Consider the following 25,844-nt stretch of genomic DNA (forward strand, 5'->3'; position numbering starts at 1 on the left):
GTAACTTCGTGATAATTTCTTCGGGCTTCGGTCGCTTGATTGCCATGTGGTTCCTCCGTTTTCCTAAACATAGCGGAGGACCACTTCATTGGGGGAGGATCAGTGACGGAGCTTGGAGCAACGTGGCCGGGTGAAACTTGCGCCCGAGCAACGAAATCTCCGACCCTGGATGGTACAGTCTGGCGGATTGCTTCTCTGGAAGGCGAAAGTCTGGATTGGTCGCCGCCAGAGCGCGAGCCCTTTCTCGTGATCCGCCCGGACGAGAAGACGTTCAATGCGTCGGTCGGCTGCAACATGATGCGCGGCAGCGTCTCCGTCTCCGAAAGCACACTATCCTTCGGTCAACCGGCCAGCACGATGATGGCCTGCCCTGACGACCTTGCCATGTGGGAAGCGCGCTTGGGCGCTGTTCTGGGAGCGGCAACCACGCATCTGATCGGCGGGCGCAGCCTACGCTTCATGGATGACAAGGGCAGGAGCCTCGCGGAACTGGAAGCCGTCTATCTGCCTTGAAACCTGCTGTATTAAGGCGCAAGGATCCAGCGGCCATCGGTCAGACACCGTTGCGTCTGCACTGTCTGGATGCGGGCCTGCCGACGTGTCCTGAACTTGTAGTTCAGTCCGACACAATTGCCGGAGACAGACGCGATTTCAACCGATCCATAAGCTCCCGTCTCAGGGTTCGACCAGATCGTATCGTCCCCTGGCAGCGCTTTCCGGCTGACATAAAGCTCTCCACCGGTTCGGACCATGATGTTGAGATCCTGCTGCGTCAGCCCTGTTCGATCGATCTGTCGCAATAGAGAATTCGCAGAAGCCGGGTGCGCCGCAAGCAAAATGAAGCCTGTAATAGCAACTCGAAGAATGGTGTGTCGCACGGGTGTGTGTCCTGTTGAGGGAGATAATGTTTACGGTGCCATTTGTACAAACGCCTTTCAAACCCAGAAATGCAGATTTCCCCTTGCGGAGAAAAAAGACATCAACCTTCGTTGGATCCAATAAGCAGACTTTCCGCAATCGTGCAGCGAAGGTCGGCAATACGCCCGTCTAGACATGTACATAATGCGCGCTACGCGCTTCAGCACTTTCATCTTATCGGGCTTTTATTAGTCGACTCGACAACGTCCACAGTGCGGGTCAGACCTTCGCTGACGAGGCGACGAACATGATAGCTTCGACACCCAACGATCGGATTATCGGCAGGAAATTCTCTGGATCGGTATCGACGAAAGGCCGAGCGACAAATTCGGATGCACCGCGTTTTGTCTATTTCCTGCGTGTATCAAGTGATCGGGCGGTGGTGCCACGGCCATGCCGCCCGATGCCACGGGTCAGCAGCCAGATACCCCATCTACACACCCCTTCATCGGTTCTTTTGCCGCTCCATCTATTTGCATCATCAGGATACAACATGCCTAGAAGGGCAATCCCGAGAGAGATCGGGTTGGCTGGAAAGCCCGATGCAGCGTTTCAGCTAGCATGCCGACACGTTGCCTCAACTCAGGTTCTCGAAACGTTCCCTTATCAAACCAGCTTAAACCGTCCCCTTGGCGCTGACTTCAAACGGTGACGGTCGTCGATACGCGATCCGCCAATCGCCCTTGGCACAGCGACAGCGCCCTGCTGAACGCCTGTGCGGTTGCGTTTGACCGCAGGGAGGCAGATGCCCAACTGGAAAGCCCGAGACGCTGAGCGGTCCGGGCCACGCCTCAAAATCCTGCCCGAATTGACCAGAGGCGCAGGATCTGTATGCCTCAACGTGACGACGCAACGCGAGACACCGAATGAACCCCTCCGCCACTGTCCATTTCTGTCAGAACTGCGGTCCTTTGGACTTTGGACCTCTGCGCGAGGAATTGACGGCCACAGGGCTGGCAGACGCGGTGAGTATCGTCGAACGCGGGTGCATGAATGGCTGTGCCAGTCCGGTTTCCATGGCTATGCAGGGGCCGGGCCGGGCCATATATTTCTTCAACGGGGTAGATCCGGCGGCGGATGCAGAAGATATCGTCGCAACCTTGCACGCCTATCTTGCCGCCCCCGACGGCTGGATCGAGGACGCGCAGCCATGCGGTAGACTTCGGTTTTGTCTGGTCGGCCGCGTCCCGGCGCTCAGTTGCTGAGCATGACGCTCTGCGCAACCGGAGCACCGCCCACGGCCAGTGGCCGGTGATCGTTACTGTTCAATACCACCTCAAGTTCCACCTCGCCTTCGGGCAGGGTGTCCAGATGCATCCAGGGGCCATAGACGCGAGCCAGCTTGACGCCGTTGGCATAGACATGGGCATGTCCTTCGCCCGGAACATGGGCGCGGCTGGCATTCTCCGGCGAGAGCCGAAAGTTCTCGGTCATGATATGCAGGTTCCAGCCGGCGGACGGATCAGGCGTCACCTCGATCTCCAGCTTCGGCGCATCGGCGCCTGCCGGGACCGACAACATGGCGCCATGATCGTGCATGGCCGCGCCGGCGTGCTGCTCAGGACCGCCATGAGGAGCCGGATCGCCATGATCATGCCCGTCAAAGGTGACGCCGTTCGCCGCAGCCACCGTGAATCCAAGTCCCCCGCCGAAAACGAGGCCGATAAGAAGCATTGGAATGGAACGGTCCATGGGCGAATCCAACGTCATGTTCGATAAAGAGAACGGGCGCGCAAGGCACGCGCCCGAGCAATGATGTGCCAGTGTCAGACGGTCTGAGCCTGGCCGGTCGTTTCACTTTCGCGCGACCAAAAGAAGCCCGCGAAGGCCCCCAGCATGACCCAGGCGGCCAGTCCGGTTCCAAGAGCGCGCGACGCGAACAAGGCGCCGATCTCGGTCGGAACCGGTCCGGTAAAGACTTCAGGCTCGGGCGCACCGATGACATGCGGCGCCAGTAAGAGCACAACGGCTGCACCCCATCCGGCCCAGTTCCGGCTGAACGCGATCAGCCACATGGCGATCGCGGCCGTCAGCACGGTTGCAAACCACCAGATCTGGCGCTCGTAGACATCCGCCGCAGCCACGCCCGGAACTTCCGGCGCGAGGGTAAAGCCCGGTGCAAGGTGTACCGCGACAAACCCGGCAACGCCCCAGATCAGGCCCGTGCGAGCGTCGATTGCCGCACCACGGCTTTCAGCCAGCGACATCAGCGCCACCAGGATCATCGCGTAACCGGAATAGATCAGCATCGTGAAAATGATACTCAAACCATCCCGCACGGCATCGAAGCCCGGCAGCTCTGGCGTGGCTGAAGCGGTCGATTCGGTCCCGAAATGCACCAGGTCGCCACCTTCATAAAGCTCGGCATGAAGAAGGACCGGTTGAACGAAAAAAAGCTGCACCAGGGCGATAATCAACCCTGCGGCAGCGCCAGCGAACAAGGCGCTGGTCAGCAGACGCGTGAACATCGGTTCAGTGGCAGGGGAAGCCGGTGGCGTGACGCACGTCATGCGCCGCGTCGTGCAGCGCCGCGGCCTGAACGTGGCCTGCCACGAAGATCACGCCAAGGCCCAGCGCGGCGATGGCGATCACCGAAACGAGCCCGGAGGCCGATGTTGCCCGTGCGGTGGATGCAGTCTTTACAATCATAGTAGTACCTCTTTGCCTTCACACCCGAAGGCCTTGTGGTTTCAGTCGCGATCAGCAGGTCTCCTGGCTTGCGGGTCTTCATCGTCTGGCTGGCCTTCCCGGATTGCTCCAGTGACGTATTCAGCCTGATTCGCCGCCTACAGTTGCGGGGACAGCCACGGAATTGCCGAATGTTTTCAGGCGCACCGCGTTCCCTGTTCTCCATTTCTTGCGGAAATGGAACTGATCACTCTCGTTAGTCTAGCAAGCACCGCGACCTGTCAACAATACAACGCAAAACGATAGGCGAATCTCGAACCCAGCGACTGAACCGCAAAGCGAACGTCCCTGGCCGGCTTGGAAACGTACTCTGTGTCAGGCTTGCAAAGTCCCGCCCCACTCTGACATAGACACGACAACCGCCGCGCCGGACATCAAAGCAATGCCGCTTGCCGACGCGTCTCACACGGCATCGCCCTCCGATAGGGTCGCCTGAAACTCGCCGCATCCATCCCGGAGCCCCTCCATGGCGGATCAACTCAAGCCAAGTCCGGCGCGTGTCTTTTCCTCGCACGAAAGGCAATGTCTCTACGACATCATCGAGGCGCGCCGCGACGTGCGGAACGAGTTCCTACCAGACCCGATCGACGAAGACGCGCTGCGCCGAATCCTCGAAGCGGCCCACGCCGCGCCCTCCGTCGGCTTCATGCAGCCGTGGAACTTCATTCTGTTGCGTGACGCCGAACTCAGAACCCAGGTGCACAGCATCTTCAACCGCGCCAACGAAGAAGCCGCCGCCATGTTCCCCGATGATCGTCAGTCCGCCTACAGGTCGCTGAAGCTCGAAGGGATCACCAAAGCGCCGCTCAATATCGTGGTCACCTGCGATCGTACCCGCGGCGGAAAGGTGATCCTCGGGCGCACGCACAACCGTGACATGGACCTTTATTCGACAGTCTGCGCGGTGCAGAACCTATGGCTCGCCGCCCGCGCCGAGGGGATCGGCGTGGGATGGGTCAGCATCTTCGATCACCGCGAAATCGCCGCTCTGCTCGGCATCCCCGAACATGTCGAGCTGGTGGCCTATCTCTGCGTGGGATATGTCGATCAGCTCTACGACCAACCCGAACTGGCAGCCAAGGGGTGGCGGCAGCGGATATCGCTCGATGACCTTATCATGTACGAGGGCTGGCAGGACTGACAGCCCGGCAAAAAGGCCGTCAAAGGCACGCCACTGTGACCCAGATCGCGGTTTCCGAGACCATTTGCACGGCCCCCAGAACATCGCCGGTCTGTCCGCCGATTTTTCGCCATGCCAGCCAGCCGATGGCAACTGTCACCATCGCGCAGGCCAGCAGCGTCCAAGGCGAAATCACCAGCGCCACAGCCGCCAAAGCCGCGAGAACGCCCCGCGCGGCCCTGCTGCGGCCCGCCGCGCTTTTCCCCAGACCATCCGCGCGGGCCGGGGTAAGACTCTCCTGGACCGCGACCATGCCCCCCCGGCTCAGCATCGCTGCGCCGACGAACGCCCAAAAGCCGGGATCGGCGGCGGCTACGGACACCGCCCACAGCGCCGCGACCACCCCCACCGCAACCACGCCGTAGCTGCCGATGCGGCTGTCGCGCATGATCTCCAGCGCGTGCGCCTTGTCACGTCCGCCACCATGGCCGTCGGCAAAATCCGCAAGCCCATCGAAATGCAGCGCTCCAGTGACCAGCGCCATTGCGCCCAACGCCAGGAGAGCCGAAATTTGATCCGGCGCGCCAATCGCCTCCGCCAGACTGAAAATCATCCACGTCAGAGCGCCGACAACGGACCCCACCGGCACGAAGGCCCACCGCGCGGCCAGCATCGTCGGTGGGTCGTCACCGATCCGCCCGGCTGGAAGCCGGGTCAGCAGCATCACCGCCAGTTGAAGCTCGGCAATGCGCGCACGCAGGCTCATTGACCCGACACCCCCGCCTCGGCAAATGTCGCCATCCCGTTGTGACAGGCCAGCGCCGCGCGCAACACGCCCAGCGCAATCGCCGCGCCCGACCCTTCGCCCAGCGCCATGTCCAGCGACAGGATCGGCCGCATCCCCAGTTCCGACAGAAGCCGCGCATGGCCCGGCTCACGGCTGACATGACCGACAAGGCAATGGTCGAGAAACCGCCGGTCGGCAGCAAAAAGCGGCACGGTCGCGGCCGTGCAGATGAACCCGTCGAGGATGACCGGAATACGCCGCGCCCGCGCCTCCAGCACGGCGCCGCAGATCGCCGCCTGCTCCCTCCCGCCGAGCCGGGCAAGAATGTCCAGCCCAACGGCATCCGCGTGAAGCGTGCAGGCGCGTGACACCACGTCGATCTTGCGCGCGACCCCTGCGTCATCTGACCCCGTTCCCTTCCCGACCCAAAGCGCCGCGTCTCCGCCGAATGCGCCCTTGGCCATCGCGGCGGCGATGGTCGAATTGCCGATACCCATCTCGCCGAGGGTCAAGACGCTGACGCCGGGATCGACGGCCGCGGCCCCGCGGCGCAGGGCGTCCAGTGTATCAGCGTCCGACATGGCCGGCGCGGCGGTGATATCCGAAGTCGGCCGGTCCAGCTCCATCGCAATCACCGACAGATTGGCCTCGTTCGCGCGGCACAATTGATTGATCGCGGCGCCGCCGTTCTCGAAATTCGCCACCATCTGCGCCGTCACATCCTGTGGAAACGGATTGACCCCCTGCGCGCAGACACCGTGATTTCCCGCAAAGATCAGGGACTGCGCGCTGGCGATGGAGGGCCGTTCCCTGCCTTGCCAACCCGCCATGAAGATAGCCAGTTCCTCCAGCCGCCCCAGCGCGCCCGGCGGTTTGGTCAGGCTGTTCTGGCGCGCCAGCGCCGCCTCGGCCGCCTTATCGTCGGATAGGGGCAAACTACCGGCGAGGCCCGCAACCTCGTCCAGCGACGAGACGTCAGAAAGAATGGTCATTCGGCTTCACCTTCATCGGGTAGCCCGCCACGGTCAGCCAAACCTCTTCACAGGCCTGCGCCACGGATTGGTTCACCTGCCCCGCGGCATCGCGGAACAGCCGGGCCAGCTTGTTCTCCGGGACGATCCCCTGCCCCACCTCGTTGGTAACAAAAACGACCGGCGCGGCCTGGCGCTCCAGCGTCTTGACCAACCTGCCGGTCTCGCCCCACCAATCGCTGTCTTCCAGGATGAGGTTGGTCAACCACAGCGTCAGGCAATCGACGAGCCGAGGCAGTGTACCATCGGTGTCTTGCAATGCTCCGGCCAGGTCGGTCGGCGCATGAACATCCTGCCACGCCGCACCGCGCCGCGCCTTGTGTTTCGCCACGCGCTCGGCCATCTCGTCGTCGCCTGCGTGCAGACGCGCCGTGGCGATATAGATCGCCCGGCCGGCGGGCTGCAAAGCCATCCGTTCTGCCAGTGCGGACTTGCCGGAACGTGCCCCCCCGGTGATGAGTATCGACTTTTTCATTGCAGCGTGGGAAAGCACTTTTCGAGGAAAAAAGAAAGCTGAAAGGCGACGTCTTGGAACCCGTTGCGCCCATCCGGCCAGAGCTTATCCTGATCCGTCACGCCCAAGTGGCCGTTCCGGGACGCCTCTATGGCCGCACCGATGTCGAGGCTGCCCTCGACACCAAGGCGGTCGCCCAACTCAAAGATCGGCTGACCTCCATCTCGCGGGTCATCAGCAGTCCGGCACGACGCTGCCTCCAGACAGCCGACGCGATTTTCGGCACATACGAACAGGATACACGACTTTGGGAGCAGGACTTCGGCACGCATGACGGCATGGCGCTTGACGCGCTACCCGACATCGGCGTTTTGGACAGCGCGACCCTGGCAGCCCACCGATCACCCGGCGGCGAAAGTTTCGACGACCTCTGCGCGCGCGTGTCCCCCGCCCTGATCGAGCATGGGCGCCACGCCGCGGCGCACGGCCCGGTGGCGCTGGTCGTTCATGCCGGCGTGATCCGCGCCGCGCTCGGCTTCGTGACCGGACACGGCTCCGGCGGGCTGGCATTCGAGGTGGCGCACCTGTCGGTAACGCGGCTGCGGTGTGGCCCCGATGGCCCGCTTTCGGTGATCGAGGTCAACCGCACATGACTCATGTCACGGTCTGCGGTCATTTCGGTGAATGGATTCAGGGCCGGCTCGGGCCTTCGGGGCCCGTCGCCCTGATCACCCTGGCCTGTTCCGCGATGCGCGTCACGGCCCCGTCCGAGGAGGCCTTGCCTTTCAACGCGGATCAACTCGCCCGCTTTGCAAGCGACCTGGGGCTGGATGCCCTTCCCGGCGCAAGCCGCAATTTCGCGCTTGGCATCGGGGCAGGCGGATCGACGGCAACGCTGGTGGCGGCCGCCAGAGCAGCAGGGTATGGCGGCACACCCGAACAGTTGGCCAAGGCTTGCATCGCCATCGAGGGCGCCACCGATCCGCTAATGTTCGACGCGCCCGATCAGCACCTCTGGGCGTCCCGTTCGGGTGAGGTGATCAGAGCGATGTCCGCCCCGCCCCGTGCCACGATCCTTGGCGGTCTGTGGGGCGCGCCCCTCTGTACCGACGCACAGGACGATGTATTCGACGACGTGTCGGACCTGGCCGATGAATGGGCCGATGCGACCTTGGCACGCGACCTTCCCCGCGTTGCTGCCATCGCCTCGGAGTCCGCGCGTCGCTGCACAGCGCGTCGTGGCCCATGCGATCCGATGGCCGATCTCGCAAGGGATCTCTGCGCATTGGGCACAGTGCGCGCCCATACTGGATCCGCTCGCGGGTTGATCTTTGCACCGGGAACCATCCCGCGAGGAGGCGCAGCCGCGTTGCAAGAAACGGGCCTCACATCCGTTTTCAACTTCGAGACGGGCCGCGCATGAGTTTCGCACTGATGATGCTGGGCGCTCTGGCGCTGGACCTTGCCTTTGGCTGGCCCGACAGGCTCTACGCCCGTATCGGCCACCCCGTCACCTGGCTTGGCCAGGCCATTACCATGGCCGAGCGCCGGCTAAACACCGGCTCCCGCCGCCGGTGTCTGATCGCCGGCGCAGTGACGGTCACGGGCATCACCTTTCTCGCTGGCCTGCCCGCCCTGCTCGTTCAGGCTGTCCTGCCCCACGGGTGGGTCGGCGCAATGATCGGCGCAGGGCTGGCCTGGCCGCTGGTCGCCATGCGTTCCATGCACGCGCATGTTGCCGCCGTGGCGCGCCCGCTGGCCGCCGGGGATACGCCAGTTGCCCGTCATGCCGTCAGTATGATCGTCGGGCGCGACCCGTCCCAACTCGATCCGCCGGCCATCGCGCGGGCAGCCACCGAAAGCCTTGCCGAGAACACCTCCGACGGCATCATCGCTCCTTTATTCTGGGGCGTGATCCTGGGCCTGCCCGGCATCGCCGCCTACAAGGCCATCAACACCATGGATTCCATGATCGGCCACCGCAACGACCGGTTCGAGGCCTTCGGCAAAGCCGCCGCCCGGCTGGATGATTGCGTCAACTGGCTCCCCGCCCGCCTGACCGGCATCTTCTTCGCACTGGTCTCGGGGGCGTTCTTTCACACGCTTCACGTGATGCAGCAGGACGCGCCCGGGCACCGGTCCCCGAATGCGGGCTGGCCCGAGTCCGCGATGGCCGGTGCCCTGAACGTCCGCCTGTCCGGCCCCCGCATCTATGACGGGCGCGCCAACGACGAGCCCTGGTTGAACGGCACTGCCCCCGATCCGACCCCCGAAGATCTGTTGCGCGCCTTGTCGCTCTACCGGCGCGCGATGGCACTTTGCGCCCTTGCGCTGGCCGGTCTTGCGCTGCTCTAAGGGCATCATGACGGAAGTCCGAGATCACGGCGGCAACTTGGACGCCGCTATTGCAAGGCTGGGCGGCGCCCCCGCCGACTGGCTCGATTTGTCGACGGGCATCAATCCCGAACCCTACCCTGTGCCGCCGATCTCCGGCGACGCCTGGGCAGTTCTGCCGCGCAAATCCGACCTGGCGCGGTTGCGCGACGCGGCGGCCAGCGCCTACGCCACGTCCCTGCGCGTCATCCCGATGAACGGCGCACAGGGCGCCATCCAACTGGTGCCGAGGCTGGCCAAGCCAGGCCGCGCCACCGTCCTGGCACCCACCTACAACGAACACGCCGCCGCCCTCAGGGCCTGCGGCTGGCAGGTCGAAGAGGTCGCGTCGGTAAACGCCCTGCGGGGCTCGGACCTTGCGGTAGTGGTCAACCCCAACAATCCCGACGGCCGTCGCACCGCGCCCGAGGCATTACTCGACCTCGCCTCCGATGTGGGGCTGCTTATTGTCGACGAAAGCTTTGTCGATCCAGAGCCGCACCTTTCCATCGGCTCCATAGACTGTCCTGTCAATTGCGTCGTCCTGCGGTCCTTCGGAAAGTTCTACGGTCTCGCGGGCCTGCGGCTCGGTTTCGCCCTCGCCTCGGGGGCGGTCGCCGACCGTCTTAGCGATCTGGCAGGCCCATGGCCCGTCTCGGGTCCCGCCATCGAAATAGCCTGCGCGGCGCTGGCCGACACCGGGTGGCAGGCGCGCACGGTCGAAAGGCTGATCCAAGACGCCGCGCGGCTGGATTCCTTCGCCTCCCGCGCCAGCTGGACGCTGGTCGGAGGTACCCCGCTCTTTCGCACCTACGAGGTGCCCGATGCGCATAAGGTACAAGAGGCTCTCGCAATGCACAGCGTGTGGTCCCGCATCTTCCCCTATTCAGACCGTTGGCTACGCCTCGGACTGCCACCGCAAACCCGCTGGCAGCAGCTGGACGAGGCGATCGGAGCCGCCTGACCTCATCTTGCAAGCGCCAAAAGACCCGCAACATCCAGATGCGTCTCAAGATGCGCCGCCAGTTCATCCAGCGTGCGCTCCACCATGACCTGATATCCCAGATCCGAGGCATCGGCCCCGTTCGAGTTAAGCCAAGTCGCTCGGAACCTGTCATCGCCGAACATCCCGTGCAGATAGCTGCCCGCCACGCGACCATCGGCAGACACCGCCCCCTCGGCCACGCCATCCACCCTGGCGAACGGTCTCGCGCGGTCCGACCCGTCACTGCGGCCGATATGAATCTCGTACCCGGCAAATGGAAGATCCAGCCCCACGTGGTGCGCGTCAACCTGGGTCACGCTCTTGTCGCCCCCCATGACCGTCTCGATATCCAGCAATCCGAGTCCCGGCGAGTCCCCCGGCGGCCCCTCGATTCCTTCCGGATCCGAGACGTTACGGCCAAGCATCTGGTAACCGCCGCAGATGCCCAGCACCCTGCCGCCCCGCCGGTGATGCGCCAAAAGGTCGACGTCCCACCCCTGCCGGCGGAGAAAGTCCAGATCACCGCGTGTCGATTTCGAGCCCGGAATGATCACCAGATCCGAATCAAGCGGCAACACCTGCCCCGGTTCCAACATGGTCACGCGCACGCCCGGCTCCTGCGTCAGCGGGTCCAGGTCGTCGAAATTCGCGATCCGTGACAATTGCAGGCAGACGATGTGAAACGCGCCCTGAACCGGGCTGTCGGCGATATCCAGCGCGTCCTCCGCCGGCAACCGCCACGCCTCGGGAAACCACGGCGCCACGCCATAGCCGCGCCAACCGGTGCGCGCTTCGATTTCCCGGTATCCATCCTCGAAAAGCGTCGGATCGCCGCGGAACTTGTTGACCAGAAAGCCACCGATACGCGCGGCATCCGCCTTCGGCAGAACCGCCTGCGTGCCGACGATCTGCGCAATGACACCGCCGCGATCGATATCGCCACACAGGACCACGGGCACATCCGCCGCCTCGGCAAAGCCCATATTCGCAATGTCGCCCTTCCGCAGGTTGATCTCGGCGGGCGAGCCTGCCCCCTCGACAATCACAAGATCATGCTGTGCCCTCAGTCTGGCAAAACTGTCCTGAACGGCCGACATCAGCGTCGGTTTCAACTTGGAATACTCCAGCGCCTTTGCCGTGGTCAGACGCTTGCCTTGCACGATCACCTGCGCCCCGACATCCGTTTCAGGCTTCAGCAGAACCGGATTCATATCGGTGTGCAACGTCACCCCACAGGCCATCGCCTGCAACGCCTGCGCACGGCCGATCTCGCCACCGTCCGCCGTCACTGCGGCGTTGTTCGACATGTTCTGCGGCTTGAACGGCGCCACACTCAAGCCTCGATGCCGCGCGGCCCGGCACAGGCCGGCCACCAGCATCGACTTGCCGACATTGGACCCCGTGCCCTGAATCATTATTGCAGGCATGGGCGGACCTCGATACCAGGTATTGGTCTCGGGCGACTATCCCCGAGGACCACGATAGGACGCATCAGAACTCGACACCCTTCTGGGCTTTGATCCCATCCCGGAACGGATGCTTCACCAGGCTCATCTCGGTCACCAAGTCGGCCGCCTCGATCAGTTCGGGCTTGGCATTGCGCCCCGTCAGGCAGACATGCGTCATCGCCGGTTTCTCGTGCAGCAAAAAGTCCACGACCTCGTCGATGTCGATATAGTCATAGCGCAACGCGATGTTGATCTCGTCCAGCAGCACGAACTTCATCTCGGGATCGCGAATCTGCTCCTTGGCGATGGTCCAGCCGTTCTGCGCGGCGGCGATATCGCGTTCCCGGTCCTGCGTCTCCCAGGTGAACCCTTCGCCCGAAATGAAGAACCGGCATTCGTCCGAAAAGCGGTTGCGCAGCATCTCGGCCTCTCCGGTCACCCAGTTGCCCTTGATGAACTGCACCACCGCGCACGGCATCCCATGCGCGATGCAGCGCAGAATCATCCCGAATCCCGAAGACGACTTGCCCTTGCCCGGTCCGGTATGGACCATGATCAAGCCTTTCTCCTCGGTCTTGTCCGCCATCATCCGGTCCCGCGCGGCCTTTATCTTCTTCATCTTCTCGTTGTGGCGGGCAGTCTTTTCCGCTTCGGACGGGTCGGACATGGGACGTCTCCTTGACACAAGGTGGGTTTTCGCAGCATGTCGCACCGTGTTGGTGCCTGTGTAAACAGGTGAAAAGGGAATGTGCAGCGCATCGCGCCAGGCACAGCCGCCCCCGCGACCGTGAACCGGGAAGGTTTCCACCGCCACTGGCGCAATGCCGGGAAGGCCGGAAACCGTGGGCCGAAGGGCCCGAAACCGCAAGCCGGGAGACCTGCCAACAAGAAGGAACAGACGAACCGGACGGGGTGTGCCGGGCTCGGATGGGTGGCCACCCGCCACCCCCGCGCGCACCCCCGACAGTGGAGGACACATGAGCGCGCGCATAGAACTGCTGATCTGCATCAAGTGCCGCAAGGGGCAGGAAACTCCAGAGGACGAGCGCCGCCCCGGCCAGCGCCTCTATGACGAGGTGACGGCGCGTGCGCTGCCCGACGGCGTCACCGTGACCCCCGTCGAATGCCTGCAAAACTGCGACGCAGGCTGCACCGCCGCCATGCGCGGCGGCGAACGCTGGACGTATCTGTACGGAAATCTCGATGAAACGTCGCATCCCGACATGCTGCTGGAAGGCGCGGTCCTCTATCAGCAGACCGAGGACGGGCTGATCCCGTGGCGCCAACGCCCCGAACATTTCAAGCGCAACTGCGTTGCGCGCATCCCACCCCTGACTGCAAAGGCTGACCAATGACCGATTTTGCAAAACTTCCCGTCACCGTCATTACGGGCTTTCTGGGCTCCGGCAAGACAACGCTGGTGCGCCACCTGATGCAGAACCCCGGCGGCCGCCGTCTGGCCGTGGTCGTCAACGAGTTCGGCGATGTAGGCGTCGACGGAGACATTTTGAAAAGCTGCGCCATTCCCGATTGCCCGGCGGAAAATATCATGGAACTGGCCAATGGGTGCATCTGCTGCACCGTGGCCGACGATTTCATCCCAACGATCGAGGCGCTGATGGCGCTCGATCCGCGCCCCGATCACATCCTGATCGAAACCAGCGGCCTGGCTTTGCCCAAGCCTCTGCTCAAGGCGTTTGACTGGCCCGATATCCGCTCCAAGATCACCGTCGACGGCGTCATCGCGCTGGCCGATGCCGAGGCCGTCGCGGCAGGCCGCTTCGCCCCCGATGTGGCCCGGGTCGATGCCCAGCGCCTCGCCGATGACAGCATCGACCACGAAACCCCTCTGTCGGAGGTGTTCGAGGACCAGATCTCCTGCGCCGACATCATCCTGCTGACCAAGCCCGACCTTGCCGGCCCCGACGGCGTGGCCAAGGCGAAAGAGGTCATCGCCGCCGAAGCCCCCCGCCCCCTGCCCGTGGTCGAGGTCGCCGAGGGCGTCGTCGATCCCCGCGTGATCCTCGGGCTCGAAGCCGCCGCCGAGGATGACATGGACGCCCGGCCCAGCCACCACGACGATCACGACGACCACGAGCATGACGATTTCGAATCCATCGTCGTCGACATCCCGGAACTGGGTGATCCTTCCGATCTGGTGCCCCGCATCGAGGACCTCGCCAACAACCAGAACATCCTGCGCGTCAAGGGCTATGCCAGCGTCGCCGGCAAGCCGATGCGCCTTCTGGTGCAGGCGGTGGGCGCGCGCGTGCGCCATCAATATGACCGCCCGTGGAAACCGGACGAGGCCCGCCGCGGGCGCCTCGTGGTCATCGCCGAGCATGACGACGTGAATATCGACGCGATCCGCGCCGTACTGGCTCCGGCCGAGGCGGCCGAGTAACCGATGCACGTCGTCTTCCGCGAAAGCCACGGTCTGGAAGAAACCGACACCCCGACCGACCTGGGACAAAGCCCGGCGGACCTGGTGGTCTTGTCGTTTTCCGACAGCGACCTTGGCGCCTTCGCGGAAGGCTGGCACCGGCGGCGCGACAGCCTGCCCGACCTGCGTCTGGCAAACCTCACCGCCCTGCGGCATCCGCTGTCGGTCGACACCTATGTCGAACAGACGCTGACCGGCGCCAAGGGCATCCTGATCCGGCTGATCGGCGGCGTGCCCTACTGGGAATACGGGCTACAGCAGGTGCTGGCCCTGGCGCAGGAAAAAGGCATCGCGCTCGCCGTCCTGCCTGCCGACGGCCGGCCCGACCCCCGGCTTGACGCCTATTCCACCCTGCCCGTCTCGACCCTGCGGCGCCTTGCAGAGCTTTGCGACAACGGCGGCAGCGTCGCGGCACAGGCCGCCCTGCAACAACTGGCGCTCGCCGCCGGCCTTTACGCCGCGCCGGTGCGCGGGGCCAAGGTGCTGCCCATGGTCGGCGCCTGGACGCCCGAGCATGGCGCCTGCTGCCCTCTCGCCGACCTGCCCGTCACGCAGACCCGCATCCTGATCGTCTTCTACCGCTCCTACGTGGTGGCCGCCGACCTCGCACCGATCGAGGCGCTGATGCGGGCCTTCCAGGCACGGGGCCATCATGTCCGCGCCCTCTTCACCCCGTCGCTCAAAGCCCCCGAGGCGGCGGGCTGGCTGCGCCGACAGGTGCAGGCTTACGCGCCCCACGCCATCGTCAACGCCACCGCATTTTCCGGCAAGGGCGACGACGGCACCTCGCCGCTCGACGCCGGCAACGTGCCGGTCTTCCAGGCAGCGCTGGCCACCTCCACCCGCGACGCCTGGGACGGGTCCGAGCGCGGTCTTTCGCCCGCCGACCTTGCCATGTACATCGTCCTGCCCGAGGTCGACGGGCGGCTGACCGGCGGCACGATCTCGTTCAAGGAACCGGGCGTGCGCGATCCCGACCTGGAATTCTCCCGCTTCGCACACCGGGCCGAACCGGACCTGACCACCGCACTCGTGGCCCGCGTGCAAGGCTGGCTCGACCTCGCGGCAACACCCGCCGCCACGCGCCGGCCAGCGATCATCCTCTCCACCTATCCCGGCAAGGACTGGCAGATGGGCCACGCCGTGGGCCTCGACGCCCCCGCCTCGGCCCGCGCCATCCTGTCGGACCTGCGCGAGGCAGGCTATTCGGTGGACGAGACTCCGGCGGCATTGGAAGACCGCCTGCTGGCGCGCGACATGCGCCTGGCGTTATCGGAGTACAAGACGCTGCTGGCGCGCCTACCCGCGCCTCTGCGCGAGGACCTGTACTTGGCGTGGGGCCGGCCCGAAGACGACGCCGATGCAGTGGGCGGGGAGTTCCGTTTCGCCGCTCTGCGCCTCGGCAACGCCATCGTCGCGCTGCAACCCGAACGCGGAACGCCCAAGACCCGCGACGATGATTACCACGACCTGTCCCGCGTGCCGCGCCACGCGTATGTCGCCTTCTACCTCTGGCTGCAAACCCAGGCCGACGCGCTCGTTCACATCGGCGCGCATGGTACACTGGAATGGCTGCCGGGCAAAGCCGTCGCCCTGTCGCCCGCCTGCTGGCCCGAGGCACTGACCGGCGCGATGCCCGTCGTCTACCCTTTCATCGTCAACGACCCCGGCGAGGCCGCGCAGGCCAAGCGCCGCATCGGCGCCGTGACCCTGGGCCACGTGCCCCCACCGATGCAGGCCAGCGCAGCACCCGACCGCCTGTCGACGCTGGAATCGCTGCTGGACGAATTTTCGACCGCCGACGGGCTCGACCCCCGCCGCCGCGACCGCCTGCAGGCCGATATCCGCGCCGAGGCGCAGGCCCTGGGTGTCGAGGACGATCTGGGCCTCGACCGCGCCACATCGACCGCCGAGGCGATCACCCGCATCGACCGCTTTGTCTGCGACATAAAGGAAAGCATGTTCGGCGACGGCCTGCACATCTGGGGCCAACCGGATACCGACGCGGAACCGATGGTTTGCAGCGCCCAGGCCGAGCGGCAGTCCCTCCTCGACGCGCTCGACGGGCGGCGCATCCCGGCTGGCCCCTCCGGCTCGCCCTATCGCGGCCGCGACGACGTTCTGCCCACCGGGCGCAACCTCTTCACCACCGATCCCCGATCGGTTCCCACGCGAGCCGCACACACACAAGGCGTCAAGCTGGCTGAGGAACTGATCCGGCGTCATCTTCAGGAAGAAGGCGACTGGCCCCGCGGCCTGATTGTCGATCTTTGGGGTTCAGCCACCATGCGCACGGCGGGCGAAGAATTTGCCATGGCCCTGCACCTGCTGGGTGTCAAGCCGGTCTGGGACACGGGCTCGGAACGGGTCTCGGGGCTTGAGGTCCTGCCCATCGCCGAACTCGACCGCCCCCGCATTGACGTCACGTTGCGCGTCTCGGGTCTGTTCCGAGACGTATTTCCGACGCTCTCGGGCCTCTACTCACAAGCGGTACGTGCGCTGGAACAGCGCGACGAAGCCCCCGACTGGAACCCCTATGCCGGTCACGCCTCGGGCGCGCGCGTCTATGGCCCCGCCCCCGGCAGCTTCGGCCTCGGCATGGGCACAGCGCCCGAAACTTATACCGCAGAGGCCCGCACCCAAGCGGGCAAGGCCTGGCTCTCCGCCTCCGCATGGGCGCTTGACGGCGACCACGCCACCCGCGACGAGGCCGGTATACGCGCCCGAGTCGAAAACGCCGACAGCTTCGTTCACCTTCAGGATCTGCCCGAAACCGACCTTTTGCTCGCTGCCGACTATGCCACGCACGAGGCCGGGTTCGCCGCCGCGCAATCGGTGACCGGCGGGCGGGCCGCGCTTTACCATCTCGACAACACCGATCCCGCGCGCCCCCGCGCCCGCACCCTGCCCGAGGAGATCGCCCGCGTCATCCATGCCCGCGCCACCAACCCCGGCTGGATCGCGGGCATGAAGCGGCACGGGTTCCGAGGCGCCGCCGAAATCGCCGCCACGCTCGACCACATGGGCGCCTTCGCCCATCTGGCTCAGGTCGTCGGTCCGCATCTCTTCGACGCCTACCACGATGCGACCCTGGGCGACCCGGACACCGACGCTTTTCTGCGAGAGGCCAACCCCGAGGCCCATGCCGCCATGCAAGACAGGTTCCGCGCGTTGCTTGAGGCTAGGCTTTGGCAAACCCGTCGCAACGCGATCCGGGCCGGGCTGGAGGACAGCACATGAGCGGCGCGACACACCCAATCGTCAAGGGCTGGTGCCCCGGCGCGCACCGCCCGATGTTGTCGGGCGACGGGCTGGTCGTGCGCGTGCGCCCCTTTCGGGCTGAACTGACCAAGGCGCAGGTGCTGGCCTTGTGCGAGTTGTCGCAGCGTTACGGCAACGGCGTGATCGACCTCACCTCGCGCGCCAACCTGCAATTGCGCGGCGTCGCCGAGGCCGACCATTCCGCCCTGCTCGCCGCGCTCGACGCGCTCGGCCTAATTGATGCCGACCCCGCCATCGAGGGGCATCGCAACATCCTCGTCCCGGCTCGGCGCGATGCGGGCGGGCTGACCGACCGGCTCTATGACAGGGTCCTCGCCATCATTCCGGACCTGCCCGATCTGCCTCAAAAGATGGGCTTTGCCATCGACACCGGCCCCGACGCCTGCCTTGGCGACGGCTCGGCGGATTTCCGGTTCGAACTGGACACCTCCGGCGCGCTTCTCCTGCGCGCCGACGGCGGGCTCAAGGCCCGCCCCGTGACAGAGGCCTCGGCCACATCCGCCCTTATGGACCTGGCTCGATGGTTCACCGACACCGGCGGCCACGCGGCGGGCCGCATGGCGCGGCACCTCGCCAAGCACCCCCTTCCGCAAGCCTGGACCCAGACAAAACCGCGACCTCAGAGCGCCTCCTGCATCCCGGGCTCAGTATCCGAAGGTTTCATCCTCGGCGCACCTTTCGGAAAACTGGCCGCCGAAGACCTGCGAACTCTGCTGGAAACCAGCGGCACATCGCACATCCGCCTGATGCTGAACCGTCTATTCCTGCTGTTGGGCGGCACGCCCGGTGACACGCCCTTCGTCACCGAACCCGGCAATCCGCTCATGTCCGCCCACGCCTGCCCCGGTGCGCCCTTCTGCCCGCAGGCGACCGTGGCCACCATGGATATCGCCCGCCATCTCGCCCCCCACGTTTCCGGCACCTTGCACGTCTCCGGCTGCGCCAAGGGCTGCGCCCTTCCTCGCGCCGCAGACACCACCCTGACCGGGCGCGACGGACGTTTCGACCTTGTCCGCAACGGAGCGCCGTGGGACACACCCTGCGCACGGAGCCTCGGCCCCGAAGACCTGAACGAGACCATTTGATGCCATACGAATACGAAAAGGACGGCGCGGCCATCTACCGCGAAAGCTTCGCCACCATACGGGCCGAAGCCGCGCTGTCGCGGTTCGACCGCGATGAAGAACCCATCGCCGTCCGCATGATCCACGCCGCCGGCATGGTCCGGCTGGAAGAGCATGTGCGCTTCTCCCCCGGCTTCGCCAGAACCGCCCGCGCCGCGCTTGAAAACGGCGCGCCGATCTTCTGCGATGCGCGCATGGTCTCCGAAGGCGTCACGCGCAGCCGTCTTCCCGCCGACAACGAGGTGATCTGCACCCTTCACGCCGACGGCATCGTCGAGCGTGCGCGCGAGATGGGCAACACGCGCTCCGCCGCCGCGCTGGAACTGTGGCGCCCGAAACTGGCCGGGGCGCTCGTGGCCATCGGCAACGCGCCCACCGCTCTTTATCACCTACTCAACATGCTCGAAGATCCGGCCTGCCCGCGCCCGGCAGCCATCATCGGCTGTCCCGTCGGCTTTGTCGGCGCGCGCGAATCGAAGGATGCGCTCTGGGCCGATCAGCCCGTGCCCTGCTGCATCGTCGAGGGCCGCCTGGGCGGCAGCGCCATCACCGTCGCCGCCATCAACGCCATCGCAAGCCGTGCGGAATGAGCACGCCGGGCACGATCTGGGGCGTGGGGCTCGGCCCCGGCGACCCCGAGCTTCTGTCGGTCAAGGCCGACCGCCTGCTGCGCGGCGCACGGCACGTCGCGTTTTTCCGCAAGGCAGGACGGCAAGGACAGGCCCGGCGCATCGTCGACGGGATGCTGCGTGCGAACGTCACCGAGATCGCCATGGAATACCCCGTAACCACCGAAATTCCGCTGACCGATCCGCGCTACAACGAAATGCTGTCGGCATTCTACCAGACCTGCACAGACCGCCTGCGCGCCCTGTCCGACGCGGGCGAGGAAGTGGTGATCGTCTGCGAAGGCGATCCGTTCTTCTACGGCTCTTTCATGCACCTGCATTCACGCCTTTGCGACCACTGCCCGGTGCAGGTCGTGCCCGCCATCACCGGCATGTCCGCCGCATGGACGGCCACCGACGCGCCGATCACCTGGGGCGACGACGTGCTTTCGACCCTGATGGGCACCCTGCCCGAGGATATGCTGGCCGAACACATGACGCGGGCCGACGCGCTGGTGATCATGAAGATCGGCCGCAACATCGAAAAGATCCGCCGCGCGCTGCGCCGCGCAGGCCGGTACGACGCGGCATGGCTGGTGGAATACGCCTCGATGCCCAACCAGACGGTGCAACGCCTGTCCGAGGCCGAGGACAAGATCACGCCCTATTTCTCGATCATCCTCGTGCACGGGCAGGGTCGACGCCCATGACGGGAAGCGTTGTCATAGCAGGCCTCGGCCCCGGCGCGGACGACCTGGTGACGCCCGAGGTTACCGCAGCACTTGCCCAGGCCACGGATGTGGTCGGCTACATTCCCTACGTCGCCCGCGTAGCCGAACGTCCGGGACTGACGCTGCACCCCTCCGACAACCGCGTCGAGCTGGACCGCGCTCGCCAGGCGCTGGACATGGCCGGCGCGGGCAAGCGCGTGGTCGTCGTGTCCTCGGGCGATCCAGGCGTCTTTGCAATGGCCTCGGCAGTGTTCGAGGCGGTCGAGGCGGGGCCGCCCGAATGGCGCGAGCTCGACATCCGCGTCCTTCCCGGCATCACCGCCATGCTGGCCGCCGCCGCGCGCGCCGGGGCACCCCTCGGACACGATTTCTGCGCCATTAACCTCAGCGACAACCTCAAGCCATGGGCGCTGATCGAAAAGCGGCTGCGTCTCGCGGCAGAGGCTGATTTCGCTATGGCCTTCTACAATCCACGGTCGAAATCCCGGCCCGAAGGCTTTGCCAAAACACTGGACATCCTGAACGACGCCTGTGGCGACGATCGCCCGGTGATCTTCGCCCGCGCCGTCAGCACCCCCGAGGAAACGTTGCAGATCGTACCCTTGTCACAGTGCACACCCGAAATGGCCGATATGCGCACGGTCGTCCTTGTCGGCAACTCTACCACCCGGCTCATCGAACGGCGCGGCGCGCCCCTCGTCTACACGCCGCGCGCGGTGGCGCCATGAAGCCAGTCCAGCGCCTCTTCGACGCTATGCGTTTCAGCACGGGCCGGGATGGTGGGCCGGTCGATCATGACCACCGGAAGGCCAAGTTGGCGCGCGGCGAAGATCTTGGCCTGCGCCCCAGTGCCGCCCGCGTTCTTGGACACGACCAGTTCGGTGCCGTGCGCCCGCATCAATGCCAGATCTCCCTCTACCTCGAACGGGCCGCGATCTACGACGACTTGGGCCTTGGGCAACGGCACCCGATCCGGCGTATCGACCAGCCGCAACAGGTAGTCGTGCTGCGGCTGCGCGGCAAAGGCGGGCAGGTTCATCCGGCCCAGCGCCAGGAAAACGCGACGCGCCGGACCGGCCAGCGCGGCCACCGCGCCCTCTACATCCGGCACATGGGTCCAGCGATCCTGCCCCCCGGCCTGCCACGGCGCCCGGGTCAGCGCCAGCAAGGGCAGGTCCAACGCATCACAGGCGGCAACCGCGTTGGCGCTCATCTGCGCGGCAAAGGGATGGGTCGCGTCGATCACATGGGTCACGCCTTCGGCCTTGAGGTGGGCAACGAACCCATCCACACCGCCAAACCCGCCAATGCGCAACGGCAGCGGCTGCTCCGCGGGGGTCTTGACCCGTCCCGCAAGGCTGATCGTCGTACGCACGCCCCGCGCGGCCAGTGCCTGCCCCACAAGTATGGCTTCGGTCGTGCCACCCAGCAGCAGAACGGTCGGTGTCATGTCTGAGGCTCCGTGGCTTACGATCATTGGTCTGGGTGAAGATGGCCCGGACGGCCTGTGCGCCGCAAGCCGATCCGCGTTGGACACCGCGGAAATCGTCATGGGGCCACAGCGGCACCTGTCGCTGATCGAGACATCCGCGCGCACGATCCCCTGGCCCGTGCCTTTTTCCAAGGGGGTCGAAGACCTGCTGGCCCTGCGCGGCACGCCCTGCGTCGTCCTGGCGTCCGGTGACCCGTTCTGGTTCGGCGCGGGCACGACGATCACCGGGCATCTGGACCGACACGAGTGGCACGCCTATCCGGGTAGGTCGACGTTTTCGCTGGCGGCCAATCGCCTCGGCTGGCCGCTCGACCGCACGATCTGCACCGGCCTGCACGCTGCACCGCTGATCCGCCTGCGCCCGCACCTGGCCCCGGGCGTGCGCCTGATCGTCCTGCTGCGCGACGGCGACACGGTGACAGAGCTTGCGGCCTATCTGCAAGACACCGGGTTCGGCGCATCGGCGGTGACCGTGATGGAAGCACTGGGCGGACCTCGTGAACGGACGATGCACGCCACCGCCGACGCCTTGTCCGGCAACTTCGGCCACCCGGTCTGCGCCGCGGTCGAGGTCGCGGGCGACGGCCCCGTCCTGCCCCTCGCCAGCGGCCTGCCCGACACGCTCTTTGAAACCGACGGCGTCATGACCAAGCGCCACGTGCGGGCGCTGACCCTCTCTGCGCTGGCCCCCCGGCCGGGCGAGCACCTTTGGGACATCGGCGGCGGCTCTGGCACAATCGGGATCGAATGGCTGCTGTGTGACGCGTCCCTCACGGCCAGCGTCGTCGAGCCCCGCGCCGACCGTATCGCGCTGATCAACGCCAATGCCCGCGCGCTCGGCGTCGACCGCCTGCATGTGGTCGAAGGCTCGGCCCCCGCCGCTCTGAAATACCTGCAGAAACCCGACGCCACCTTCATTGGCGGCGGTCTGTCGGCTCCGCTTCTGGCCTATGTCGAGGCCTTGGAAGGCGTGCGCATCGTCGCCAACGCGGTCACCCTGGAATCCGAGGCGCTTCTGGCCGACGCCCATGCCCGCCGCGGCGGCGAGCTGCACCGCTTCGAAGTGGCACAAGCCCAACCCATGGGACGCAAACGCGGCTGGGCGCAAGCCTATCCGATCACGCAATGGAGCTTTCCATGATCGTCGCCGGGATGGGTTTCACCACGCGCGCCACGCGCGCATCGTTCCGCGACGCGCTGGCCCGGACCGGCGGCGCGCCCGATGCGCTGGCCACCGCGCAGGACAAGGCCGATCAACTGGCGCCCTTCGCCCGTGAACTTGGCCTGCCCCTGCACGCGATACCGCCCGAAGATCTGGCGCAGCAAGCCACGCAGAGCACCTCCGCGGCGTCCCTGCGCGCACGCGGCACCGGCTCTGTCGCCGAAGCCGCGGCCCTTGCCGCCGCAGGTCCCGGCGCGACGCTGCTGGCCCCCCGCTCCGTTTCAACCGACCGCATGGCCACCTGTGCCCTGGCCCAAGGAAAGACCCCATGACCGTTCACTTCATCGGCGCCGGTCCCGGCGCGCCCGATCTTCTCACGCTGCGCGGCCGCGACATCATCGCCTCCTGCCCGGTCTGCCTCTACGCAGGCTCTCTCGTGCCCGAAGCAGTGCTGTCGCATTGCCCCGACGGTGCGCGAATCATCAACACGGCGCCGCTCGATCTCGACCGGATCATCGCGGAAATACAGACCGCGCACCGGGCCGGCCACGATGTGGCCCGCCTGCATTCCGGCGATCTTTCCGTCTGGTCGGCGATGGGCGAACAGATGCGCCGGCTTCGGGCGCTCGACATCCCCGTGTCTGTCACACCGGGCGTGCCGGCCTTCTCCGCCGCCGCCGCAGCCCTTGGCGCGGAACTGACCTTGCCCGGCATCGCGCAATCCGTTGTGCTGACCCGCACGCCCGGTCGCGCTTCCTCGATGCCCGCGGGCGAGACGCTGGCCAATTTCGCCGCCACCGGCGCGACGCTGGCCATTCACCTGTCGATCCAGAACCTCGACACCGTCATCGCCGATCTCATCCCGGCCTACGGCGCCGACTGTCCGGTCGCCGTGGTCTACCGGGCCTCCTGGCCGGATCAGCAGATCATACGCGGCACGCTCGGCGATATCGCCTCCCGCCTGGGCGAGGACATTACCCGAACCGCGCTGATCCTGGTAGGCCCCGCGCTGGCAGGAGAAGGCTTCGACGAGTCCTGCCTTTATGCCATGGATTACGACCGCCGCTATCGGCCGCAAAGCGCCGACAGTCCCTGGTCCGGCTGGACCCCGGAAAGCGAGGACACGTCATGAGCACTGGCCTACTGATATCCGCGCCATCGTCTGGCACCGGCAAGACAACCGTGATGCTGGGCCTCCTGCGGGCGCTGGCCGATGCCGGGCTCAAGGTGCAACCGTTCAAGTCCGGCCCCGACTATATCGACCCCGCGTTTCACAAGGCCGCCTGCGGGCGCGACAGCTTCAACCTCGACGGCTGGGCCATGGGCAAAGGCCTTTGGCAGGCCATCGCCGGGCAGGCCGCAGGCGCGGACATCTGCGTGGCCGAAGGCTCGATGGGGCTCTACGACGGCGTCGCCACGCGCGGCCAGCAAGGCTTCGGCTCAAGTGCGGAAACGGCGCAGGCCATGGGCTGGCCAGTGGTGCTGGTGCTCGACGTGGGCGGCCAGGCGCAATCCGCCGCCGCCACAGCTCTCGGGTTCCGGCAGTACATGCCCGACCTGCCCTTTGCCGGCGTCATCCTGAATCGCTGCGCCTCGCCCCGCCACGAACGGCTGACCCGGCTGGGGATGGACCGCGCCGGGTTGCCCGTGCTGGGCGTCCTGCCCCGGCGCGGCGACCTGACCCTGCCCGAACGCCACTTGGGGCTGATCCAGGCGGTCGAACACCCTGACCTCGACGCCGCCATCGCCGGCTATGCCGACTTCCTGCGCGAGAATGTCGATCTGGATGCGATCAAATGCGCCGCCCGCGGCGCGCCTCTGCCCGCGCCCGCCGCGCTGCCCCGCCCCCCGGCGCAACGCATCGCCATCGCCCGCGACGCCGCCTTCAGCTTTACCTATCCGCACTTGCTGGAAGGCTGGCACGCCGCCGGGGCCCAGATCCTGCCCTTATCTCCCCTCGCCGATGAAGCGCCCGACCCCGATGCCGATCTCGTCTGGCTGCCCGGCGGCTATCCCGAACTGCACGCTGGCAAACTGGCCGCCGCCACGCGGTTCCGCGCCGCCTTGCGCAAACACGCCGAGGCAAAGCCGGTCCACGGCGAATGCGGCGGATACATGGCGCTCGGCCAGGCGCTGATCGACAAGGACGGCACGCGCCACGAAATGGCCGGGCTGTTGGGCCTCGTCACCTCCTATGAAAAGCGCAAGTTCCACCTTGGATACCGCCGTGCGACGCTCTCGGCCCCGATGCCAGGGTTCGATGCAGGTGCAACCCTGCGCGGGCATGAGTTTCACTATTCCACCATCCTCGACCAGCCCGACGCACCGCTGGCGCAGGTGGCGGATGCCGATGGCAACCCGGTGCCGGAAACCGGCTCGACCCGAGATCACGTCTCCGGCACGTTCTTTCACCTCATCACCGGGGACGAGACGTAATGACCGGCTTCGTGTCCTTCGTGTCCTCGGGTCCGGGCGATCCGGACCTGCTGACGCTCAAGGCCGTCGACCGGCTCAAGCGCGCCGACGCCGTTCTGTTCGACGACCTGTCCTCGGGACCGATCCTGGCCCACGCACGGCGCGGGGCCGACCTTGTGGGCGTGGGCAAGCGGGCCGGGCGCAACTCGCCAAAGCAGGACCATGTCAGCCGCCTGCTGGTGGATTACGCCCGCCTGGATCAGCGGGTCGTGCGTCTGAAATCCGGCGACAGCGGCGTGTTCGGCCGGCTGGAGGAAGAAATCGTCGCGCTCAAGGCAGAGGGCATCCATTACGAGATCATCCCCGGCGTGCCCTCGGCGAATGCCGCCGCGGCAGCCGCCGGCATTCCGCTGACCCGTCGCCTGACGGCACGGCGCGTACAATACATCACCGGCCACGACGTCACCGGCGCCCTGCCCGAGGACGTCAACATGGCCGCCCTCGCCGATCCGGCCGCGACCACCGTCGTCTTCATGGGCAAGCGCACCTTTCCGCAACTGGCCGCGCGCCTGATCGATGCTGGCCTTCCGCCCGCGACCCCCGCGATCCTGGCCGAAGCCGTCAGCCGCCCCGAACAGAAGATCAGCCGCCACACCGTCGCAACCCTGTCCGACCTGCTGGCGCAAGAGAGCAGCGACCATCCCGCCCTCATCCTTTACGGATCTCTGGCAGACACATGATGCAAAGACGCGCCCCACATTCCCGCGCCCTTCCCGCAGCGCG

29 protein-coding genes and 2 riboswitches are annotated in these 25,844 nt (G+C 66.0%); of the genes, 19 read left to right on the plus strand and 10 right to left on the minus strand.

The annotated features are described in order from the left end of the window. Positions 1–102: 102 nt before the first annotated feature. The gene (locus tag PVV74_RS19985) at positions 103–513 is read left to right on the plus strand and encodes an META domain-containing protein (RefSeq protein ID WP_274594400.1); all 411 of its coding nucleotides are present in this window, start codon (positions 103–105) and stop codon (positions 511–513) included. Positions 514–524: 11 nt separating this feature from the next. On the opposite strand, the gene PVV74_RS19990 is transcribed toward PVV74_RS19985, so the two are convergent. Next, positions 525–752: a hypothetical protein gene (locus tag PVV74_RS19990; protein WP_274594401.1), complete on the minus strand. Its 228-nt coding sequence runs from the start codon at positions 750–752 to the stop codon at positions 525–527. Between the two features lie 1,077 nt (positions 753–1,829). Between PVV74_RS19990 and PVV74_RS19995 the strand changes: the two genes are divergently transcribed. After that, positions 1,830–2,123: a DUF1636 family protein gene (locus tag PVV74_RS19995; protein ID WP_245890412.1), complete on the plus strand. Its 294-nt coding sequence runs from the start codon at positions 1,830–1,832 to the stop codon at positions 2,121–2,123. Here PVV74_RS19995 and PVV74_RS20000 read toward each other — a convergent pair. The 3 genes from PVV74_RS20000 to PVV74_RS20010 form a co-directional block, all read right to left on the minus strand. Further along, the gene (locus PVV74_RS20000) at positions 2,113–2,610 is read right to left on the minus strand and encodes a hypothetical protein (RefSeq protein ID WP_274594402.1); all 498 of its coding nucleotides are present in this window, start codon (positions 2,608–2,610) and stop codon (positions 2,113–2,115) included. The genes PVV74_RS19995 and PVV74_RS20000 overlap by 11 nt on opposite strands. 74 nt (positions 2,611–2,684) lie before the next feature. Then, complete coding sequence (locus tag PVV74_RS20005; RefSeq protein WP_103762034.1) at positions 2,685–3,386, minus strand: CbtA family protein; 702 nt, start codon at positions 3,384–3,386, stop codon at positions 2,685–2,687. A 4-nt stretch (positions 3,387–3,390) separates the two neighbouring features. After that, positions 3,391–3,567 carry a CbtB domain-containing protein gene (locus PVV74_RS20010; protein ID WP_274594403.1) on the minus strand — a complete coding sequence of 59 codons (177 nt, stop codon included), beginning with the start codon at positions 3,565–3,567 and terminating at the stop codon, positions 3,391–3,393. A gap of 36 nt (positions 3,568–3,603) precedes the next feature. Beyond that, positions 3,604–3,809: riboswitch (cobalamin riboswitch) on the minus strand. Positions 3,810–4,072: 263 nt separating this feature from the next. Here PVV74_RS20010 and bluB point away from each other — a divergent pair. After that, positions 4,073–4,747 carry a 5,6-dimethylbenzimidazole synthase gene (gene bluB / locus PVV74_RS20015; RefSeq protein WP_274594404.1) on the plus strand — a complete coding sequence of 225 codons (675 nt, stop codon included), beginning with the start codon at positions 4,073–4,075 and terminating at the stop codon, positions 4,745–4,747. Positions 4,748–4,766: 19 nt separating this feature from the next. Here bluB and PVV74_RS20020 read toward each other — a convergent pair whose 3' ends face one another. Genes PVV74_RS20020 through cobU form a run of 3 tightly spaced genes read right to left on the minus strand, consistent with a single transcriptional unit; the run spans position 4,767 to position 7,019 of the window. After that, positions 4,767–5,492 carry an adenosylcobinamide-GDP ribazoletransferase gene (locus PVV74_RS20020; RefSeq protein WP_274594405.1) on the minus strand — a complete coding sequence of 242 codons (726 nt, stop codon included), beginning with the start codon at positions 5,490–5,492 and terminating at the stop codon, positions 4,767–4,769. Then, positions 5,489–6,505, minus strand: coding sequence for a nicotinate-nucleotide--dimethylbenzimidazole phosphoribosyltransferase (cobT, locus tag PVV74_RS20025; protein WP_274594406.1), 1,017 nt, complete (start codon positions 6,503–6,505; stop codon positions 5,489–5,491). The genes PVV74_RS20020 and cobT overlap by 4 nt, the downstream gene beginning before the upstream one ends. After that, entirely contained in the window at positions 6,489–7,019 is a 531-nt protein-coding gene (cobU, locus tag PVV74_RS20030) for a bifunctional adenosylcobinamide kinase/adenosylcobinamide-phosphate guanylyltransferase (protein ID WP_103762030.1), read from the minus strand. The genes cobT and cobU overlap by 17 nt, the downstream gene beginning before the upstream one ends. A gap of 53 nt (positions 7,020–7,072) precedes the next feature. On the opposite strand from cobU, the gene PVV74_RS20035 reads away from it, so the two are divergent. The 4 genes from PVV74_RS20035 to cobD are packed head-to-tail and all read left to right on the plus strand — an operon-like array spanning position 7,073 to position 10,335. Further along, positions 7,073–7,651, plus strand: coding sequence for a histidine phosphatase family protein (locus PVV74_RS20035; RefSeq protein ID WP_274594407.1), 579 nt, complete (start codon positions 7,073–7,075; stop codon positions 7,649–7,651). Beyond that, positions 7,648–8,421: a hypothetical protein gene (locus PVV74_RS20040; RefSeq protein WP_274594408.1), complete on the plus strand. Its 774-nt coding sequence runs from the start codon at positions 7,648–7,650 to the stop codon at positions 8,419–8,421. Before PVV74_RS20035 ends, PVV74_RS20040 begins: the two co-directional genes overlap by 4 nt. Beyond that, complete coding sequence (cbiB, locus tag PVV74_RS20045) at positions 8,418–9,353, plus strand: adenosylcobinamide-phosphate synthase CbiB (RefSeq protein ID WP_274594409.1); 936 nt, start codon at positions 8,418–8,420, stop codon at positions 9,351–9,353. The genes PVV74_RS20040 and cbiB overlap by 4 nt, the downstream gene beginning before the upstream one ends. A 7-nt stretch (positions 9,354–9,360) precedes the next feature. Beyond that, entirely contained in the window at positions 9,361–10,335 is a 975-nt protein-coding gene (gene cobD, locus PVV74_RS20050) for a threonine-phosphate decarboxylase CobD (protein ID WP_274594410.1), read from the plus strand. A gap of 2 nt (positions 10,336–10,337) precedes the next feature. Here the strand turns inward: cobD and PVV74_RS20055 are convergent, their stop codons facing one another. Then, positions 10,338–11,783 (minus strand): cobyric acid synthase, encoded by a 1,446-nt coding sequence (locus PVV74_RS20055; protein WP_274594411.1) that lies wholly within the window; start codon positions 11,781–11,783, stop codon positions 10,338–10,340. 64 nt (positions 11,784–11,847) lie between these two features. Beyond that, a complete protein-coding gene (cobO, locus tag PVV74_RS20060) occupies positions 11,848–12,471 on the minus strand; it encodes a cob(I)yrinic acid a,c-diamide adenosyltransferase (RefSeq protein WP_274594412.1) in 624 nt (207 codons plus the stop codon). Between the two features lie 33 nt (positions 12,472–12,504). Then, positions 12,505–12,704: riboswitch (cobalamin riboswitch) on the plus strand. A gap of 77 nt (positions 12,705–12,781) precedes the next feature. On the opposite strand from cobO, the gene PVV74_RS20065 reads away from it, so the two are divergent. Genes PVV74_RS20065 through cobJ form a run of 7 tightly spaced genes read left to right on the plus strand, consistent with a single transcriptional unit; the run spans position 12,782 to position 20,720 of the window. Continuing rightward, positions 12,782–13,159 (plus strand): DUF1636 domain-containing protein, encoded by a 378-nt coding sequence (locus PVV74_RS20065; RefSeq protein ID WP_274594413.1) that lies wholly within the window; start codon positions 12,782–12,784, stop codon positions 13,157–13,159. Continuing rightward, entirely contained in the window at positions 13,156–14,208 is a 1,053-nt protein-coding gene (gene cobW / locus PVV74_RS20070) for a cobalamin biosynthesis protein CobW (protein ID WP_274594414.1), read from the plus strand. Before PVV74_RS20065 ends, cobW begins: the two co-directional genes overlap by 4 nt. Before the next feature lie 3 nt (positions 14,209–14,211). Then, positions 14,212–17,487 (plus strand): cobaltochelatase subunit CobN, encoded by a 3,276-nt coding sequence (cobN, locus tag PVV74_RS20075; RefSeq protein ID WP_274594415.1) that lies wholly within the window; start codon positions 14,212–14,214, stop codon positions 17,485–17,487. Next, on the plus strand, positions 17,484–18,614 hold the full coding sequence (locus tag PVV74_RS20080; RefSeq protein ID WP_274594416.1) for a cobalamin biosynthesis protein CobG: 1,131 nt from the start codon (positions 17,484–17,486) through the stop codon (positions 18,612–18,614). Before cobN ends, PVV74_RS20080 begins: the two co-directional genes overlap by 4 nt. Further along, the gene (locus PVV74_RS20085; protein ID WP_274594417.1) at positions 18,614–19,243 is read left to right on the plus strand and encodes a precorrin-8X methylmutase; all 630 of its coding nucleotides are present in this window, start codon (positions 18,614–18,616) and stop codon (positions 19,241–19,243) included. Before PVV74_RS20080 ends, PVV74_RS20085 begins: the two co-directional genes overlap by 1 nt. After that, a complete protein-coding gene (locus PVV74_RS20090; protein ID WP_274594418.1) occupies positions 19,240–19,971 on the plus strand; it encodes a precorrin-2 C(20)-methyltransferase in 732 nt (243 codons plus the stop codon). The genes PVV74_RS20085 and PVV74_RS20090 overlap by 4 nt, the downstream gene beginning before the upstream one ends. After that, complete coding sequence (gene cobJ / locus PVV74_RS20095) at positions 19,968–20,720, plus strand: precorrin-3B C(17)-methyltransferase (RefSeq protein WP_274594419.1); 753 nt, start codon at positions 19,968–19,970, stop codon at positions 20,718–20,720. The genes PVV74_RS20090 and cobJ overlap by 4 nt, the downstream gene beginning before the upstream one ends. Here the strand turns inward: cobJ and PVV74_RS20100 are convergent. Further along, entirely contained in the window at positions 20,693–21,442 is a 750-nt protein-coding gene (locus tag PVV74_RS20100; protein ID WP_274594420.1) for a cobalt-precorrin-6A reductase, read from the minus strand. The genes cobJ and PVV74_RS20100 overlap by 28 nt on opposite strands. On the opposite strand from PVV74_RS20100, the gene cbiE reads away from it, so the two are divergent. From cbiE to cobA, 5 genes are read left to right on the plus strand one after another with little or no spacing between them, the layout of a single operon-like run. After that, complete coding sequence (gene cbiE / locus PVV74_RS20105; RefSeq protein WP_274594421.1) at positions 21,441–22,625, plus strand: precorrin-6y C5,15-methyltransferase (decarboxylating) subunit CbiE; 1,185 nt, start codon at positions 21,441–21,443, stop codon at positions 22,623–22,625. The genes PVV74_RS20100 and cbiE overlap by 2 nt on opposite strands. Next, the gene (locus tag PVV74_RS20110; protein ID WP_274594422.1) at positions 22,622–22,978 is read left to right on the plus strand and encodes a cobalamin biosynthesis protein; all 357 of its coding nucleotides are present in this window, start codon (positions 22,622–22,624) and stop codon (positions 22,976–22,978) included. Before cbiE ends, PVV74_RS20110 begins: the two co-directional genes overlap by 4 nt. Next, positions 22,975–23,778 (plus strand): precorrin-4 C(11)-methyltransferase, encoded by an 804-nt coding sequence (gene cobM / locus PVV74_RS20115; RefSeq protein ID WP_274594423.1) that lies wholly within the window; start codon positions 22,975–22,977, stop codon positions 23,776–23,778. Before PVV74_RS20110 ends, cobM begins: the two co-directional genes overlap by 4 nt. Then, the gene (locus PVV74_RS20120) at positions 23,775–25,082 is read left to right on the plus strand and encodes a cobyrinate a,c-diamide synthase (protein WP_274594424.1); all 1,308 of its coding nucleotides are present in this window, start codon (positions 23,775–23,777) and stop codon (positions 25,080–25,082) included. Before cobM ends, PVV74_RS20120 begins: the two co-directional genes overlap by 4 nt. Beyond that, positions 25,082–25,801 carry a uroporphyrinogen-III C-methyltransferase gene (cobA, locus tag PVV74_RS20125; RefSeq protein WP_274594425.1) on the plus strand — a complete coding sequence of 240 codons (720 nt, stop codon included), beginning with the start codon at positions 25,082–25,084 and terminating at the stop codon, positions 25,799–25,801. Before PVV74_RS20120 ends, cobA begins: the two co-directional genes overlap by 1 nt. Positions 25,802–25,844: the final 43 nt, after the last annotated feature.

The organism is Roseovarius sp. SK2, assembly GCF_028807495.1.
Lineage (GTDB): Bacteria > Pseudomonadota > Alphaproteobacteria > Rhodobacterales > Rhodobacteraceae > Roseovarius > Roseovarius confluentis.

What these genes read in the sequence shown, in the direction of transcription:
- PVV74_RS19990 (WP_274594401.1), bottom strand. Translation starts at nt 752, where the DNA reads ATGGTCCGAACCGGTGGAGAGCTTTATGTCAGCCGGAAAGCGCTGCCA.
- PVV74_RS20000 (WP_274594402.1), bottom strand. Translation starts at nt 2,610, where the DNA reads ATGGACCGTTCCATTCCAATGCTTCTTATCGGCCTCGTTTTCGGCGGG.
- PVV74_RS20005 (WP_103762034.1), bottom strand. Translation starts at nt 3,386, where the DNA reads ATGTTCACGCGTCTGCTGACCAGCGCCTTGTTCGCTGGCGCTGCCGCA.
- PVV74_RS20010 (WP_274594403.1), bottom strand. Translation starts at nt 3,567, where the DNA reads ATGATTGTAAAGACTGCATCCACCGCACGGGCAACATCGGCCTCCGGG.
- bluB (WP_274594404.1), top strand. Translation starts at nt 4,073, where the DNA reads ATGGCGGATCAACTCAAGCCAAGTCCGGCGCGTGTCTTTTCCTCGCAC.
- PVV74_RS20020 (WP_274594405.1), bottom strand. Translation starts at nt 5,492, where the DNA reads ATGAGCCTGCGTGCGCGCATTGCCGAGCTTCAACTGGCGGTGATGCTG.
- cobT (WP_274594406.1), bottom strand. Translation starts at nt 6,505, where the DNA reads ATGACCATTCTTTCTGACGTCTCGTCGCTGGACGAGGTTGCGGGCCTC.
- cobU (WP_103762030.1), bottom strand. Translation starts at nt 7,019, where the DNA reads ATGAAAAAGTCGATACTCATCACCGGGGGGGCACGTTCCGGCAAGTCC.
- PVV74_RS20040 (WP_274594408.1), top strand. Translation starts at nt 7,648, where the DNA reads ATGACTCATGTCACGGTCTGCGGTCATTTCGGTGAATGGATTCAGGGC.
- cbiB (WP_274594409.1), top strand. Translation starts at nt 8,418, where the DNA reads ATGAGTTTCGCACTGATGATGCTGGGCGCTCTGGCGCTGGACCTTGCC.
- cobD (WP_274594410.1), top strand. Translation starts at nt 9,361, where the DNA reads ATGACGGAAGTCCGAGATCACGGCGGCAACTTGGACGCCGCTATTGCA.
- PVV74_RS20055 (WP_274594411.1), bottom strand. Translation starts at nt 11,783, where the DNA reads ATGCCTGCAATAATGATTCAGGGCACGGGGTCCAATGTCGGCAAGTCG.
- cobO (WP_274594412.1), bottom strand. Translation starts at nt 12,471, where the DNA reads ATGTCCGACCCGTCCGAAGCGGAAAAGACTGCCCGCCACAACGAGAAG.
- PVV74_RS20065 (WP_274594413.1), top strand. Translation starts at nt 12,782, where the DNA reads ATGAGCGCGCGCATAGAACTGCTGATCTGCATCAAGTGCCGCAAGGGG.
- cobW (WP_274594414.1), top strand. Translation starts at nt 13,156, where the DNA reads ATGACCGATTTTGCAAAACTTCCCGTCACCGTCATTACGGGCTTTCTG.
- cobN (WP_274594415.1), top strand. Translation starts at nt 14,212, where the DNA reads ATGCACGTCGTCTTCCGCGAAAGCCACGGTCTGGAAGAAACCGACACC.
- PVV74_RS20080 (WP_274594416.1), top strand. Translation starts at nt 17,484, where the DNA reads ATGAGCGGCGCGACACACCCAATCGTCAAGGGCTGGTGCCCCGGCGCG.
- PVV74_RS20085 (WP_274594417.1), top strand. Translation starts at nt 18,614, where the DNA reads ATGCCATACGAATACGAAAAGGACGGCGCGGCCATCTACCGCGAAAGC.
- PVV74_RS20090 (WP_274594418.1), top strand. Translation starts at nt 19,240, where the DNA reads ATGAGCACGCCGGGCACGATCTGGGGCGTGGGGCTCGGCCCCGGCGAC.
- cobJ (WP_274594419.1), top strand. Translation starts at nt 19,968, where the DNA reads ATGACGGGAAGCGTTGTCATAGCAGGCCTCGGCCCCGGCGCGGACGAC.
- cbiE (WP_274594421.1), top strand. Translation starts at nt 21,441, where the DNA reads ATGTCTGAGGCTCCGTGGCTTACGATCATTGGTCTGGGTGAAGATGGC.
- PVV74_RS20100 (WP_274594420.1), bottom strand. Translation starts at nt 21,442, where the DNA reads ATGACACCGACCGTTCTGCTGCTGGGTGGCACGACCGAAGCCATACTT.
- PVV74_RS20110 (WP_274594422.1), top strand. Translation starts at nt 22,622, where the DNA reads ATGATCGTCGCCGGGATGGGTTTCACCACGCGCGCCACGCGCGCATCG.
- cobM (WP_274594423.1), top strand. Translation starts at nt 22,975, where the DNA reads ATGACCGTTCACTTCATCGGCGCCGGTCCCGGCGCGCCCGATCTTCTC.
- PVV74_RS20120 (WP_274594424.1), top strand. Translation starts at nt 23,775, where the DNA reads ATGAGCACTGGCCTACTGATATCCGCGCCATCGTCTGGCACCGGCAAG.
- cobA (WP_274594425.1), top strand. Translation starts at nt 25,082, where the DNA reads ATGACCGGCTTCGTGTCCTTCGTGTCCTCGGGTCCGGGCGATCCGGAC.